The 13,490-nt window shown below is 68.5% G+C and carries 16 protein-coding genes; 13 read left to right on the forward strand and 3 right to left on the reverse strand.

Features of this window, described 5'->3' with window-relative positions; genetic code table 11:
• Both Q4F04_RS11895 and Q4F04_RS11900 read left to right on the forward strand, forming a co-directional pair.
• A partial coding sequence (locus Q4F04_RS11895; protein WP_303370040.1) for a cytochrome c oxidase assembly protein occupies window positions 1-572 on the forward strand: 572 nt, incomplete at its 5' end.
• Entirely contained in the window at window positions 569-1,186 is a 618-nt protein-coding gene (locus tag Q4F04_RS11900) for a CopD family protein (RefSeq protein WP_303370041.1), read from the forward strand. The genes Q4F04_RS11895 and Q4F04_RS11900, both read left to right, overlap by 4 nt.
• Here the strand turns inward: Q4F04_RS11900 and Q4F04_RS11905 are convergent.
• Window positions 1,150-1,686 carry a DUF2231 domain-containing protein gene (locus Q4F04_RS11905; RefSeq protein WP_303370042.1) on the reverse strand — a complete coding sequence of 179 codons (537 nt, stop codon included), beginning with the start codon at window positions 1,684-1,686 and terminating at the stop codon, window positions 1,150-1,152. The genes Q4F04_RS11900 and Q4F04_RS11905 overlap by 37 nt on opposite strands.
• 45 nt (window positions 1,687-1,731) lie before the next feature.
• On the opposite strand from Q4F04_RS11905, the gene coxB reads away from it, so the two are divergent.
• From coxB to Q4F04_RS11930, 5 genes are all read left to right on the forward strand, one after another.
• Window positions 1,732-2,604 (forward strand): cytochrome c oxidase subunit II, encoded by an 873-nt coding sequence (coxB, locus tag Q4F04_RS11910; RefSeq protein WP_303370043.1) that lies wholly within the window; start codon window positions 1,732-1,734, stop codon window positions 2,602-2,604.
• Window positions 2,601-5,135, forward strand: coding sequence for a cytochrome c oxidase subunit I (locus Q4F04_RS11915; RefSeq protein WP_303370044.1), 2,535 nt, complete (start codon window positions 2,601-2,603; stop codon window positions 5,133-5,135). Before coxB ends, Q4F04_RS11915 begins: the two co-directional genes overlap by 4 nt.
• A gap of 158 nt (window positions 5,136-5,293) precedes the next feature.
• Window positions 5,294-6,055, forward strand: a complete 762-nt coding sequence (gene hisF, locus Q4F04_RS11920; protein WP_303370045.1) for an imidazole glycerol phosphate synthase subunit HisF — start codon at window positions 5,294-5,296, stop codon at window positions 6,053-6,055.
• Window positions 6,052-6,366, forward strand: a complete 315-nt coding sequence (locus Q4F04_RS11925) for a phosphoribosyl-ATP diphosphatase (RefSeq protein ID WP_303370046.1) — start codon at window positions 6,052-6,054, stop codon at window positions 6,364-6,366. Before hisF ends, Q4F04_RS11925 begins: the two co-directional genes overlap by 4 nt.
• A gap of 40 nt (window positions 6,367-6,406) precedes the next feature.
• Window positions 6,407-6,931 carry an MgtC/SapB family protein gene (locus tag Q4F04_RS11930; protein ID WP_303370047.1) on the forward strand — a complete coding sequence of 175 codons (525 nt, stop codon included), beginning with the start codon at window positions 6,407-6,409 and terminating at the stop codon, window positions 6,929-6,931.
• A gap of 9 nt (window positions 6,932-6,940) precedes the next feature.
• Here the strand turns inward: Q4F04_RS11930 and rnd are convergent, their stop codons facing one another.
• Entirely contained in the window at window positions 6,941-8,122 is a 1,182-nt protein-coding gene (rnd, locus tag Q4F04_RS11935) for a ribonuclease D (protein ID WP_303370048.1), read from the reverse strand.
• 167 nt (window positions 8,123-8,289) lie between these two features.
• On the opposite strand from rnd, the gene Q4F04_RS11940 reads away from it, so the two are divergent.
• The 4 genes from Q4F04_RS11940 to parE all read left to right on the forward strand — a co-directional run bounded on the left by Q4F04_RS11940 (window position 8,290) and on the right by parE (window position 11,685).
• Window positions 8,290-8,946 (forward strand): glutathione S-transferase family protein, encoded by a 657-nt coding sequence (locus Q4F04_RS11940; RefSeq protein ID WP_303370049.1) that lies wholly within the window; start codon window positions 8,290-8,292, stop codon window positions 8,944-8,946.
• A gap of 51 nt (window positions 8,947-8,997) precedes the next feature.
• Window positions 8,998-9,243: a hypothetical protein gene (locus Q4F04_RS11945; protein ID WP_303370050.1), complete on the forward strand. Its 246-nt coding sequence runs from the start codon at window positions 8,998-9,000 to the stop codon at window positions 9,241-9,243.
• A gap of 12 nt (window positions 9,244-9,255) precedes the next feature.
• On the forward strand, window positions 9,256-9,633 hold the full coding sequence (locus Q4F04_RS11950; RefSeq protein WP_303370051.1) for a type II toxin-antitoxin system death-on-curing family toxin: 378 nt from the start codon (window positions 9,256-9,258) through the stop codon (window positions 9,631-9,633).
• An 81-nt stretch (window positions 9,634-9,714) separates the two neighbouring features.
• A complete protein-coding gene (gene parE / locus Q4F04_RS11955; protein WP_303370052.1) occupies window positions 9,715-11,685 on the forward strand; it encodes a DNA topoisomerase IV subunit B in 1,971 nt (656 codons plus the stop codon).
• 48 nt (window positions 11,686-11,733) lie between these two features.
• Here parE and Q4F04_RS11960 read toward each other — a convergent pair whose 3' ends face one another.
• A complete protein-coding gene (locus Q4F04_RS11960) occupies window positions 11,734-12,138 on the reverse strand; it encodes a cytochrome c (RefSeq protein ID WP_303370053.1) in 405 nt (134 codons plus the stop codon).
• A gap of 199 nt (window positions 12,139-12,337) precedes the next feature.
• On the opposite strand from Q4F04_RS11960, the gene Q4F04_RS11965 reads away from it, so the two are divergent.
• Together Q4F04_RS11965 and Q4F04_RS11970 are read left to right on the forward strand one after the other, a co-directional pair.
• Window positions 12,338-13,060, forward strand: a complete 723-nt coding sequence (locus Q4F04_RS11965) for a gamma-glutamylcyclotransferase (RefSeq protein WP_303370054.1) — start codon at window positions 12,338-12,340, stop codon at window positions 13,058-13,060.
• Window positions 13,061-13,115: 55 nt separating this feature from the next.
• Window positions 13,116-13,385, forward strand: a complete 270-nt coding sequence (locus Q4F04_RS11970) for a hypothetical protein (protein ID WP_303370055.1) — start codon at window positions 13,116-13,118, stop codon at window positions 13,383-13,385.
• The last annotated feature ends 105 nt before the right edge of the window (window positions 13,386-13,490 follow it).

Below are 13,490 nucleotides of genomic sequence, written 5' to 3' on the forward strand. Positions count from 1 at the left end.
TTCTCGTCTTCGTCTCGCCGCTGTGCAACCTGACCTCGGCGCTGTTCTCGGCGCGGGTGGCGCATCATGTGCTGCTCTCTGCCGCCATCGTCCCGCTGGCGCTGCTGGGGCTGGCGCCGGCGCTGCGGGACCGGATGCGGGTCGTCGGGGTGGGCAGCGCGGTGCTGCTGCACGCGGCGGCGATGTGGGCCTGGCACGCGCCCGGCCCCTATGCCTGGGCGCTGGCGACGACTTCGGGCTACTGGCTGATGCAGGCCACGCTGGCCGGAACCGCGGCCGCCGTGTGGCTGCATATCCTGTCTTCCGACCGCGGCGGCGCGGCGGTCGCCGCAGGCGGGACCTTTGTGCAGATGGGGATGCTGGGGGCCATCATCCTGTTTGCGAGCCAACCGCTTTACGCGGCGCATCTTCTGACAACCGAGGCCTGGGGCCTGAGCCCGCTTGCGGACCAGCAGTTCGCCGGCCTGCTGATGTGGGTCGTGGGCGCCCTGCCCTATATGGCCGCGCTGCTGTGGCAGGCCGCCCGCCTTGCCGACGAGGCCGCGCCCGAGCCTGCGGAAGCGCCCCGGTGATTCCGGCCTTCATCGACGCGGTGCGGGACATCCTCGACTCGGATGCCTTTCTGGGCCTTGTGAAATTTATCCATCTCGGCGCCATCGCCGTCTGGGTCGGCGGGCTGATCGCCCTGCCATGGCTGATGGCGCAGCGGCGGGGCATCACCCGGCGCGGCGGTCAGCGCGCGCTGCACCGGCTGCATGCGATGGGGCGGATGCTGCATATCGGGCTGGTCTCGCCCGCCGCGGTGCTGGCGATCAGTTCCGGCATCGGTCTGATCTTCCTGCGTGAAACCTATTCGCCCTGGTTCACCGCCAAGCTGGGCTTTGTCGTGCTGCTGGGGGCGGGCCATGTGCTTTGTGCCCGGACCATGGTGCGGGTCTTCGCCGACGATCCCATCGAGGAGGACCCCGAGGGCAAGATCAATCCGCGCGAGTTGCGGCTGACGCCGGGGCGGGCCATCCTGCTGAACGGGCTGATCGGGTTGGGCGCAATCGGCATCCTGATGATGGTGCTGATGAAGCCGCCGCTGGAATGGTCGGGGCTTGCGCCCGGCCTGTTCCAGCCGGGCGCGCTGGCCGGTCCGCTGGGCCTTCAGTCGTCGGACGCAACCATGATCCCGACACCATGATCGAAGATGAGCTTGCCCCCATGATAGCCGGCCACCCCAACCGTCAGCGCGCCCAGGATCGACAGGAACAGCCCGTCGGGCAGGATCGGGCGGGTGCCGTCCAGCCGCAGCCCCCAGTTCGCGCCGATCACGGCCAGAAAGGTCAGCGCCGCGACCGCATGGCTCCAGCTTGCGCCGCGCAGGCGGATGCCGGGGACCAGCAGCACCTCGGCAAGGCCCACGAGGCTGGCGATCACGCCCGCAAGGAAGCCGCCGCCCACCGCCCAAGTCGCCGCGCGGGCGAAGAAGGGATCGCCGAACACCCAGTAAAGAACGTCGAAGCCCAGCACGACCATGGCGAAGGCTATGGGGAAATGCACCAGCATCGCGTGGACCGGGTGGCCGATGAAGGCGATGGCCGAGCCGGTGTCGAGTTCCTGGACCGGCGGGCTCAGCGGGTTCTGGCTGCCACCCATCGGGGCATTGCTGCCCTTCCCCGGCTTCTGGTCGGTGTCGCTCATCGCTTTCTCCTCGGGCTGCGTCCGGTCATGCTGGCTGGTGGGGCCGTGCTTGTGACCGCAGGGTGCAACGCGCCGCTGTCGGCGCTGGATCCACTCGGCCCCTCGGCGGCCGGGATCGGGTTCCTGGGCCGCGTGATGCTGGCGGTCATGCTGGCGATCTGGATCGGCATGGTCCTGCTGGTGCTGGCGGTCATGTCCGCGCGCTGGCGGCTCGACCGGGTATCGCTCAAGACATGGTTGATCGGCGGGGGGCTGGTGCTGCCGCTGGCGGTGATGATCCCGCTGTTCATCTGGTCGGTCGTCCTGACCGGACGGCTACTGCCCGACGGCAACGAACCCACCCGGATCGAGGTCGAGGGCGCGATGTGGGCCTGGACCTTCACCTATCCCGAGGTTCCGGGCGCCACCAGCCAGGGCACCCTTTACCTGCCCGCGGGCCAGCCCGTGCGGCTGGAGATCACCGCCCGCGACGTGATCCATTCCTTCTGGGCGCCGCGGCTCGCGGGCAAGATGGACGCCATCCCCGGCCATGTGAACGAGACGCTGATCCAGGCCGACAGCCCCGGCGTGATCGAGGGGCAGTGTTCCGAATACTGCGGGCAGGGCCACCAGCTCATGCGCTTTGTCGTCGATGTCCGCACGGCCGAGGATTACGCCGCCGCCCTGACCGCGCTGGCCGAGGGCCGCGCCCCCGATCCCGCGCCCGAATGGGTGCCGCCCAGCGCGGCCGGCGCCGCGGCGCCCGCGCCGCCGATGCCCATGCCCGGGGCGGGCGGCCCCATCGGCGGCGCGCCCGAAACCGCGCCGGGTCCCGATCCAATGCCGCCCGCGCTGCCGCCCTCGGCGCAAGGCGAGGGCTCGCCCGCGCCGCCGCCCGAGGACATCCCCACCACGATCCCGAGAGATTCCGCCCCATGACCACGGCGCCCACCCCTGCCCCGTCCGCGCCCGAGGACGGGCTGTCGCCTCTTGAACGCCACAAGGCGCTGGAGGCGATCTGGACCTCGGGGCGGGGCTTCCAGCGGCTGTCGGCGGTGAACCACACGACGCTGGGCATCCGCATCATGCTGACGGCCTGCTTCTTCTTCGCGGTGGGCGGGCTCTTGGCGATGCTCATCCGGGCGCAGCTTTCGACGCCCGACACCGCCTTCCTTGACGCGCCGGCCTATGCGCAGGTCTTCACCATGCATGGCACGGTGATGATGTTCCTGTTCGCGATCCCGCTGCTGGAGGGGATCGCGATGTACCTGCTGCCGAAGATGCTGGGGACGCGCGACCTCGCCTTTCCGCGCCTGACCGCCTACGGCTACTGGTGCTACCTGTTCGGCGGGCTGACGCTGCTGGCCGCGCTGGTCCTGGGCGTCGCGCCGATGTCGGGCTGGTTCATGTACACGCCGCTGTCGTCGGACGTGTATTCGCCCGGCATCAACTCGGACATCTGGCTGCTGGGGATCACCTTCGTCGAGATCTCGGCCGTCTCGATCGGGGTGGAACTGACCGTCACCGTCCTGCGGATGCGGGCGCCGGGCATGTCGCTGGCACGGATGCCGGTCTTCGCCTGGTACATGCTGGTGACGGCGCTGATGATCGTCGCGGGCTTTCCGCCGCTGATCGCCGGGTCCCTGATGCTGGAAGCCGAGCGCGCCTTCGGCCTGCCCTTCTTCGATCCGACGCGCGGTGGCGATCCGCTGCTGTGGCAGCACCTGTTCTGGATCTTCGGCCACCCCGAGGTCTACATCATCTTCCTGCCCGCCGCCGGGATGCTGGCGACGCTAATCCCCACCTTCGCCCGCCGGCCGCTGGTCGCCTACAAGGCGGTGGTTGCCGCCGTGATCGCCATGGGGGTCATCAGCTTCCTGATCTGGGCGCATCACATGTTCACCGTGGGGATGCCCAAGCTGGCGCTGGACTTCTTCGCGGTCAGTTCGGGCGCGGTGGTGCTGCCGACAGCGATCCAGCTTTTCGCGCTGATCGCGACCATGGCGATGGGAAAGGTCGTCCGCAGCGTGCCTATGCTGTATGTCATGGGCTTCTTCGTCATCTTTGTGAACGGAGGGTTGACCGGCGTCATGGTCGCCGTCGTCCCCTTCAACTTCCAGGTCCATGACACGCATTTCGTCGTGGCCCACCTGCATTACGTGCTGATCGGCAGCCTCGTCTTCGGCGCGCTGGCGGGGCTTTACTACTGGCTGCCGCACCTGACCGGGCGGATGTCGGTCCACAGCCTGTCGATCCCGGCCTTCTGGCTGATCTTCCTGGGCTTCAACGGCACCTTCCTGCTGATGCACCTGACGGGGCTTCTGGGGATGCCGCGCCGCGTCCACAGCTATTTCTGGGACGACGGCTGGGCGGTGCTGAACCTGATCTCCTCGGTCGGAGGGTTCATCCAGGCGATGGGCTTCGGGCTGGTGGCGCTGGACGTGATCCTGACGCGCCGGCACGGGCCGCGTTTCCGCCGCGACCCGTGGAAGGCAGGGACGCTGGAATGGGCCACCCCCACGCCCGCGCCCAGCTATGCCTTCGGCGCCCTGCCCCATATCGACAGCCGCGCCGACAAGCTGGAACCAAGCGTCCTCGGCCCGCAGCTTGCGGCGGGCGACGGCTATCTGGCGCGGCCCCGCGGCTGGATGGAGACGATGGTCGTGGACACCGTCTCGGGCAGGCCGGACCATTTCGCGGTGCTGCCGCCGCGGACCTACATGCCGCTGATCCAAGGCCTTGTGACCTTTGCGGGCATCCTCTGCCTGCTGTTCAAGGCCTATCTGCTGGCCGCCGGTATCGCGCTGGTGCTGGCGGCTCTGTTCATCCTGTCGGCGCAGGGGGCGGGGCTGGACCGCGACCACGGGCCGCTGCCGGCGGGCCGGGGCCTTTCGCTGCCGCCCCATCCCGAGGTCAGGAACTCGCTGCCCGCCTGGGGCCTCGGCGTCACGCTGATCGCAAACGGGGCGATGTTCGCCTCGCTGGGTTTCGGCGTCCTCTACCTGCGCCTGACCGCGCCCAACTGGCCGCCGCCGGCCGAGGCGATGGCCATGCGCGGCCCCGGCGTGGCGCTGGCGGCCATGGCGGCGGTCGCGCTGATCGCACTGGCGGCGGGCCTGTCCCGCGCCACGATCCGCGCCAATGACAGGGACCAGCCGAAGGGCCGCTGGATGCTGCTCACCGCAGGCGCGCTGGCGGGTGCGACGGCGCTGGCCTTCTGGCTGCCCGCCAGCGGCCACCTGCCCGACCCGCACATCCATGCGCTGGGAGCCACGCTGAACGGGCTTGCGGCCTATGTCTTCGTCCATGCCGCCATCGGGCTTGCGATGCTGGCCTCGAACGCGCTGCGCTCGGCCGGTGGCTGGACCAGTCCGCGTCGCGGCACGGATTTCCTGCTGACCCGCATCTGGCTGGACTACACCGCCGCCACGGCTGCGATCAGCCTGGGCCTCGCCGCGCTGGTCGTCTGACCGCCGGCCTTTCGGATGGTCCCAAATATCTTGGGGGGTGAACGGGGGCGGGACCCCATTCACGCGCGCAGCGGGGCGGAGGGGCAGAGTGTCCCCTTGCGCCCTTTCAGCCGCAGCCGCCACTTCCCCCCGTCTCCTGCCCGCGCTATCAGGCCTACATGCTGAAGATACGCATCATCCCCTGTCTCGACGTGGCCGATGGCCGCGTGGTCAAGGGCGTCAATTTCGTGGACCTGATCGACGCGGGCGACCCGGTGCAGGCCGCCGCCGCCTATGACGCGGCGGGGGCGGACGAGCTCTGCTTCCTCGACATCCATGCCACGCATGAGAACCGCGGCACGATGTATGACCTCGTGACCCGCACGGCGGAACAGTGCTTCATCCCGCTGACCGTGGGCGGCGGCGTGCGGACGCCCGAGGATGTGCGGGCCCTGCTGCTGGCAGGCGCCGACAAGGTGTCGTTCAACTCGGCCGCAGTCGCCGATCCCGACGTGATCGCGCGGGCGGCCGACCGCTTCGGCAGCCAGTGCATCGTCTGTGCCATCGACGCCAAGACCGTGGAACCCGGCCGTTGGGAAATCTTCACCCACGGCGGCCGCCGCCCGACCGGCATCGATGCCGTCGAATTCGCCCGCACGGTCGCGGGCAAGGGTGCGGGGGAAATCCTGCTGACCTCGATGGACCGCGACGGCACCCGCGCGGGCTTCAACATCCCGCTGACCCGCGCCATCGCCGATGCGGTGGACATCCCCGTGATCGCCTCGGGCGGGGTCGGGACGCTGGACCACCTCGTCGAAGGCGTCCGCGACGGCCATGCCAGCGCCGTGCTGGCCGCCTCGATCTTCCACTTCGGCACCCATACCATCGCCGAGGCAAAGGCCCACATGGCCGCCGCCGGCATCCCCGTGAGGCTGGAATGACCGCCCTGGACCGTCTTTCCGCCACTATCGCGTCCCGCCGGGGCGCCGATCCGTCCTCAAGCTGGACCGCCCAGCTTCTGGCGAAAGGCCCCGAGAAATGCGCCGAGAAGTTCGGCGAGGAAGCCGTCGAGGCGATCATCGAGGCCGTGCGCGGCGACCGCGCCCGCCTGACGGCCGAGGCCGCCGACGTCCTGTATCACCTGCTGGTCATGCTGGCCGCGCGGGATGTCCCGCTGTCCGATGTCATGGCTGAACTGGAACGCCGCGAGGGCCGTTCGGGCGTGGACGAAAAGGCCGCGCGGAAAGTCTAAGGAAACCGCGCCGGACCGGCGTTTGAGACAGCAGGCACAGATGAACTCTCTCATCGCTGAACTCTCACGCGCCTTCGAGCCGCTGGACTCGATGCCGCTTGAGGTCGCGGCCATCCGGCTGGTCGCCGCCCTTGTCCTTGGCGGCATCATCGGCTGGGACCGCGAGGTGAACGCCCGCGCCGCAGGCCTGCGGACGCATATGCTGATCTCGCTTGCCGCCGCGACCTTCGCCATCGTCGCGATGGAACTGACCAGTTTCGAAGCCGCCCCGGATGCGCGCCTGCAGATGGACCCCCTGCGCCTGATCGAGGCCGTGACCTCGGGCGTGGCCTTCCTGGCCGCGGGGTCGATCATCATCACCGGGGCAAGCGTCCGGGGCGTGACCACGGGCGCGTCCATGTGGCTATGCGGCGCGATCGGGCTCTGCTGCGGGGTGGGCGACATCCTGCTGGCGGCGCTGGCCACCGTCTTCGCGATGGTCGTGCTGCTGCTGATCCACCTGCTGCTGAGCCCCATGGCCCGGCGCTTCAAGGCGAAGGACGACCCCGAGGACCGCGGCGGCTGACCCCCTTGGTCAGCCGACGGCGACGACCCGCACCGCCCCGCCCTGCGCCGACAGCGCGATCCTGCCCTGGGCCAGCCGCAGCGCGTCCTCGCCGAAGACCTCGGCGCGCCAGCCCGACAGCGCGGGCACGTCACGCGCGCCCGTGGCGATGGCGTCCAGTTCGGATGACGAGGCGATCAGCTTGGGCGCCACTCCCGCCGCATCGGCCTTGGCCTGCAACAGCACCCGCAGCAGTTGCGACAGCGCCGCGTTGCCGGGCTTCCCCGGCTCGTCAGGCGCGACCTTCGGCAGGTCGGTCGCCTCGATCCCCACCCTCACGGCCTCGAGGATGCCCTGCGCGATCTCGCCGCGCCGCGCTTCGCGCAGCAGCAGGCGCGACTTGCCAAGGTCATCCTCGGTCAGCGGCTTGGTCGAGGCCAGCTCGATCAGCGCATCGTCCTTGAACACGCGCGAGCGGGGGATGTCGCGGGTCTGAGCATGGATCTCGCGGAACCGGGCGAGTTCGCGCACCACCGCTAGGAAGCGCGGCGAGCCCGAGCGCGTCCGCACCCGTTCCCAGGCATCCTCGGGGCGGCTGATATAGGTTTCCGGGTTGACCAGCGCCTGGGCTTCCTCGGCCACCCATGCGTCGCGGCCGGTCTTCTTCAACTGCCCTGACAGGAATTCATAGATTGCCCGCAGATGGGTCACGTCGGCCAAGGCGTATTCCGCCTGCGCCGGCGTCAGGGGCCTGCGCGACCAGTCGGTGAAGCGCGAGGACTTGTCGAGCGGCTGCTTGGCGATCCGCTTGACCAGCGTCTCGTATCCCGCCTGCTCGCCGAAGCCGCAGACCATGGCGGCGACCTGAGTGTCGAACAGCGGATCGGGGAAGATCCCGGCGTCGTGGAAGAAGATCTCCAGATCCTGCCGGGCGGCGTGGAAGACCTTGACCGTCGCGGTGTGGCGAAAGAGGTCATAGAGCGGTTCCAGCGACAGCCCCGGCGCCAGCGGATCGACCAGCGTGGCGGGACCGCCCTCGGCCTTTGGCCCCGACGCGGGCGGCAGGGCCATCTGGATCAGGCAGAGCCTGGAATAATAAGTCCGCTCGCGCAGGAACTCGGTATCGAGCGTCACATAGGGCTGCTGCTTGGCGAGTTCGCAGAACTGGGCGAGTTCCTCGGTCGTGGTGATGATGCGCGGTTCTGCGGCCATCTTTGTCCTCATGGGGGCGGGTCATCCGCCGGTTGCTGGCTGCCGCTTTATTCCTGTCCAAAGGGGATTGCGAGTGGAAACGGGGGGTTGGACTTCCTTCCTGTTGACGCCGCGCACCGGGGGCCTTTCATGGGCGCGCAGCCGCTTTCCGGCCCGAAGGTTTTCCCATGCTGACCATCCACGGCGTCACCCGGTCCCGCGCCTCGCGCATCATCTGGCTCTGCCACGAACTCGGCCTGCCGTTCCGGCAGGAGCCGGTGATCCAGGCCTACAAGCTGCCCTTCCCCGACGCGCCGGATGCGCCGGTCAACACGCACTCGCCTGCCTTCCTTGCGCTGTCGCCCGCTGGCGCGATCCCTGTGATCGAGGATGAGGGGCTGGTGCTGTCGGAATCGCTCGCCTGCACGCTGTATCTGGCAAAGAAGCACGGCGGCGAGCTTGCGCCCCGCGATGCCGCCGAAGAGGCGCTGATGCTGCAATGGTCCTTCTACGCGGCGACGGCGATCGAGCCGGACGCCCTGACAATCATGATGCTGCGCACCGGCCGCGAGCAGTCGGGCGAGGACGCCGCCCTGATCGCCGACGCGGCCGAACGGCTGGTCCGCCCGATGAAGGTGCTGGAGGATCATCTGGCGACACACGGCCATCTGGTGGGCGACCGCTTCACCGTGGCCGACCTGAACATGGCGGAAATCATCCGCTATGCCGAGGGTTACGGCGAGTTGATGGGCCAGTTCCCGGCCGTGCAGGCATGGCTGAAGGCTTGTCACGACCGACCCGCGTTCCAGAAGATGTGGGAAGCGCGTGTGGCAGAGGAACATTGAAATACATACTGCAGTATCTATATTGGTGGCGTCTCTCTGGGAGCCATAACCATGACCCGTCTGCTGACCAACCACATCGCCACGATGACCGAACTGCGCGAGCCGCATAAGGTGCTGGAACGCTCAGGCGGCAAGCCGGTGGCGATCCTGCGGAACTCGGCGCTGGTGGGGTATCTGGTGCCCGAGGCGGCGACGGTGTCCGAGCCGCGTTATGCCACCGAAGACGAGTTCATGCGCGTCTTCGAAGAGACGCGGGCAGAGGCGCAGCCCGTGCTCGACTACCTGCGCGACAAGTAAGGCACCTGCAGAATGGACTGGATGTTGATCCCGGCCGAACTGGTCGAGAAAGCGCATGACATCGTGCTGAACCCCGGTGAACTGCAGGGTCGAGCGCGCGACAAATCGCTGGAAGGCGCGTTGGCACGCGTGGACAATCGCGTGCATTACGGGCTGGTCGGCGATGTCTATGACCTCGCGGCCGCTTATGCCGCGGCAATCGCGCAGGGCCATTGCTTCAACGACGCGAACAAGCGGACCGCCTATCGCATCATGCTGATGTGCCTGCGGCTGAACGGCGGCACAGGTCCGCGCGCGACCATCGAGGAAACAGGCCAGCAGATCATCGCCCTCGCCCAAGGGCATATCGACGACGGCCAACTGGCCGAGTGGCTGCGCGAGCGGGCGTGAACCGCCGCCCCGGCCGGGGCAGGATTGCCCCGACCCGCCCCTTCGTGGCATGACGCCGCATCATCACAGGCAAGAATACCCATGTCCGACGACCTTCTTTCGGGCGCGCAAGCGGCCACCGACAGCTATTCCGCCGCCTCGATCGAGGTGCTGGAAGGGCTGGAACCCGTCCGCAAGCGCCCCGGCATGTATATCGGCGGAACCGACGAACGCGCGCTGCATCACCTCGTGGCGGAAATCCTCGACAACGCGATGGACGAGGCGGTCGCCGGCCACGCCAGCCGCATCGAGGTCGAGTTGCGCGCCGACCACTCGGTCGTGGTGCGCGACAACGGGCGCGGCATCCCCGTCGATCCGCACCCCAAGTTCCCCGGCAAGTCCGCGCTGGAGGTGATCCTCTGCACGCTGCACGCGGGCGGCAAGTTCACCGAGGGCGCCTACCAGACCTCGGGCGGCTTGCACGGGGTCGGCGCCTCGGTCGTGAACGCGCTGTCCGACAGCATGGTGGTCGAGGTCGCCCGCAACCGCGAGCTGTGGCGGCAAAGTTTCAGCCGCGGCATCCCGCAGGGTCCGGTGGAAAAGGTCGGCCCCGCCCCGAACCGCCGCGGCACCACCGTGACCTTCCACCCCGACGAGCAGATCTTCGGCCACCATCGCCTCAAGCCCTCGCGCATGATGCGGATGGTCAAGTCCAAGGCCTACCTGCATTCCGGCGTGGAAATCCGCTGGAAGACCGAGATCGACGACGGCGAGACCCCGCGCGAGGCGACCTTCCACTTCCCCGGCGGGCTGTCGGACTATCTGTCCGAACAGATCGGCAAGGCGACCACCTATGCCGACCGGCCCTTTGCCGGGCTGGTCGAGTTCCGCGAGCGTTTCGGCGTGCCCGGCAAGGTCGAATGGGCGATCAACTGGACGCCCTCGCGCGACGGCTTCATCCAGTCCTACTGCAACACCGTCCCCACGCCCGAAGGCGGCACGCATGAGGCGGGCTTCTGGACCGCGATCCTCAAGGGCATCCGCGCCTATGGGGAACTCACGAAGAACCGCAAGGCCGAGAACATCACCCGCGACGACCTGCTGACCGGCGGCTGCGCGCTGGTCAGCTGCTTCATCGCGGAACCCGAGTTCGTGGGCCAGACCAAGGACCGCCTCGCCACGACCGAGGCCGCCCGGCTGGTAGAGGGCGCCGTCCGCGACCATTTCGACAACTGGCTGGCGGCGGACACCAAGTCGGCGGGTGCGATCCTCGACTTCCTCGTGCTGCGGGCCGAGGAGCGCCTGCGCCGCCGTCAGGAAAAAGAGACCGCGCGAAAATCGGCGACCAAGAAGCTGCGTTTGCCCGGCAAGCTGGTGGACTGCTCGGCCAACGCGCGCGAGGGGACGGAATTGTTCATCGTGGAAGGCGACTCGGCGGGCGGCTCGGCCAAGTCGGCGCGGGAACGCCAGACGCAGGCGATCATGCCGATCCGCGGCAAGATCCTGAACGTGCTGGGGGCGTCCTCGTCCAAGCTCGGCCAGAACCAGGAGATCGCGGACCTCTGCCAGGCGCTGGGCGTGGGCATGGGGACGAAGTTCAGGGTGGACGACCTGCGCTATGACAAGGTCATCATCATGACCGACGCCGACGTGGACGGCGCGCATATCGCCTCGCTGCTGATGACCTTCTTCTTCACCCAGATGCGGCCCTTGATCGACAAGGGGCACCTGTATCTCGCCTGCCCGCCGCTTTACCGGCTGACGCAAGGGGCGGCCCGCGTCTATGTCGCCGACGACGCCGAGAAAGAGGCGTGGCTGGCCAAGGGCCTCGGCGGCAAGGGCAAGATCGACGTCCAGCGCTTCAAGGGCTTGGGCGAGATGGACGCCAAGGACCTCAAGGACACCACGATGAACCCGGCCAGCCGCAAGCTGATCCGCGTCAGCATCGACGAGGAGGAAGGCGGCGAGACGGGCGATCTGGTCGAACGCCTGATGGGCAAGAAGCCGGAACTGCGGTTCCAGTATATCAGCGAGAACGCGCAGTTCGTGGAGGACGGGGGGCTGGACGTCTGATCCAAACCCCGAAAGCCGGGCGGCACATTCGCCGCCCGGAAGGCACGGTTACTTCTGCAACCGTTCTACATACTCCACCAGCCCGACGATCCGGCCGGGGGTCGGGGCCGGGTTGCCGTCACCCGCGTCATACATGATCTGCTCGCCGTCCAGCAGTTGGCCATAGACCGGCATGTGGCTTTCACTGCGGCCCATCGTGTAGCCGCTGATCCAGCCCAGCATCTGCAGGCGCGGGAAGCTGCCGCCGTGACGCGCGCTGATCGTCGTCAGGTCGGTCGGACGCGGCGTCAGCCCCGCGGCGGCCGGTCCGTCACCCCGCCCCGAGGCGCCGTGGCACGAGGCGCAATAGGTGGCGTAATCCTGCGCCGCCGTGCTGGCCCGCATCTCGGGCGCGCAGGCGACAAGCAGGGCCGCGCCGGCGGCCACCGCAACGGTCGGAATGGCGAGTTTCATCTCTGTCCCCTTGGTTTTCGGGGACTCTGCCCCCCACATGGGACGGAAGGCAAGCCTCGTGCCAAGCGGAAAGCCCCGGCAGGGCAAAGCTTTTGGCGCGGTGCCGTCGGACGTTCGGACATGGCTCGCCTGCATTGCCGATGATATTTGCCGGGGAACGCCGCAGGGCGACGCTCTCCGCCCATGAACTGGAAGATCGATGCCCCGCGATACGCAGAATGCCTCCACGCTCGCCCTTACCCCCGCCCATGTCGCCCGCGCCCACCGCGAGGTGGACGAGCCGCCCTACGACTCGCAGTGGACGCTGCTGACCGACGACGATCTCGACGCGCTGGCCGAGGACCTGACCGCCGGGCGGCCGCATCCAGTGCCGATCTTCTCCTACGGTTCGCTGATCTGGAATCCCGGCTTCGAGGTCGGCGGCATCCGCAAGGGCATCGCGCCCGGCTGGCACCGCAGCTTCTGCATCCATCTGGATCACTGGCGCGGCTCTCCCGACTGCCCCGGCCTGATGCTGGCCTTGGAACCGGGGGGCGCCTGCACCGGCTTGGTCATGGAGATCGCGCCGGGCACGGAACGCGAGTCGCTGCGGGCCATCCTGCGGCGCGAACTGGTGGCGCAGGAACTGGTCCGGAACACCTGCTGGATCACCGTGGAAACTGAACGCGGGACCGAGGAGGCGCTGACCTTCTACGCCGGCACCGTGGGCCAGACGCTGGTGCATCTGCCGGTCGAGGAACAGGCGCGGCGGCTGGCCCATGCCTGCGGCCATGCCGGGTCGGGCGCCGAATACCTGCAGCGCACCGCCGCAGCCCTGGCGGAACACGGGCTGGACGATCCCTACATGTGGCGGCTGCAGCAGCTTGTCGCGGCCGAGATCGACAGCTGGCCCCGCCCCGGCCCGCCCATCGGCGACGTCTAGGAACGACTGCCTGCCCATGACGTTCTGTCCGCAACGCCAGAGCGGGAGAGAACCCATGTCGTCCAGCGAGACCACCACCGACCACGACACGATCCGCGAGTGGATCGAGAAGCGCGGCGGCATCCCCACCGTCGTCAAGGGCACCGAGGGCGAGGACGGCGAGGGCATCCTGCGCGTCGATTTCGCCGAGCGCGACGAGAAGCTGGAGGAAATCCCGTGGGAGGAGTTCTTCGAGGTCTTCGAGGACCGCGGCTTGGCCTTTCTTCACCAGGAGGAAACCAAGGACGGCTCGGAAAGCCGCTTCTTCAAGTTCGTCAAGCGGTAACGGCTGCCCCTTCAGCCCTGCAACGGCGCAAGGCCATGTTGCAGCGGCCCGCCGGGGCCTGCCAGCCCAGACTCAGCAACCCGGCCATCGCCGCGACAGCCTCAT

It is taken from the genome of Paracoccus sp. (in: a-proteobacteria) (assembly GCF_030536915.1).
Lineage (GTDB): Bacteria > Pseudomonadota > Alphaproteobacteria > Rhodobacterales > Rhodobacteraceae > Paracoccus.

Bases quoted from the DNA above. Each gene is read 5' to 3' on its own strand.
- Q4F04_RS11905 (WP_303370042.1), bottom strand. From the start codon at position 1,686: ATGAGCGACACCGACCAGAAGCCGGGGAAGGGCAGCAATGCCCCGATG.
- Q4F04_RS11915 (WP_303370044.1), top strand. From the start codon at position 2,601: ATGACCACGGCGCCCACCCCTGCCCCGTCCGCGCCCGAGGACGGGCTG.
- hisF (WP_303370045.1), top strand. From the start codon at position 5,294: ATGCTGAAGATACGCATCATCCCCTGTCTCGACGTGGCCGATGGCCGC.
- Q4F04_RS11925 (WP_303370046.1), top strand. From the start codon at position 6,052: ATGACCGCCCTGGACCGTCTTTCCGCCACTATCGCGTCCCGCCGGGGC.
- Q4F04_RS11930 (WP_303370047.1), top strand. From the start codon at position 6,407: ATGAACTCTCTCATCGCTGAACTCTCACGCGCCTTCGAGCCGCTGGAC.
- rnd (WP_303370048.1), bottom strand. From the start codon at position 8,122: ATGGCCGCAGAACCGCGCATCATCACCACGACCGAGGAACTCGCCCAG.
- Q4F04_RS11940 (WP_303370049.1), top strand. From the start codon at position 8,290: ATGCTGACCATCCACGGCGTCACCCGGTCCCGCGCCTCGCGCATCATC.
- Q4F04_RS11945 (WP_303370050.1), top strand. From the start codon at position 8,998: ATGACCCGTCTGCTGACCAACCACATCGCCACGATGACCGAACTGCGC.
- Q4F04_RS11950 (WP_303370051.1), top strand. From the start codon at position 9,256: ATGGACTGGATGTTGATCCCGGCCGAACTGGTCGAGAAAGCGCATGAC.
- parE (WP_303370052.1), top strand. From the start codon at position 9,715: ATGTCCGACGACCTTCTTTCGGGCGCGCAAGCGGCCACCGACAGCTAT.
- Q4F04_RS11960 (WP_303370053.1), bottom strand. From the start codon at position 12,138: ATGAAACTCGCCATTCCGACCGTTGCGGTGGCCGCCGGCGCGGCCCTG.
- Q4F04_RS11965 (WP_303370054.1), top strand. From the start codon at position 12,338: ATGCCCCGCGATACGCAGAATGCCTCCACGCTCGCCCTTACCCCCGCC.
- Q4F04_RS11970 (WP_303370055.1), top strand. From the start codon at position 13,116: ATGTCGTCCAGCGAGACCACCACCGACCACGACACGATCCGCGAGTGG.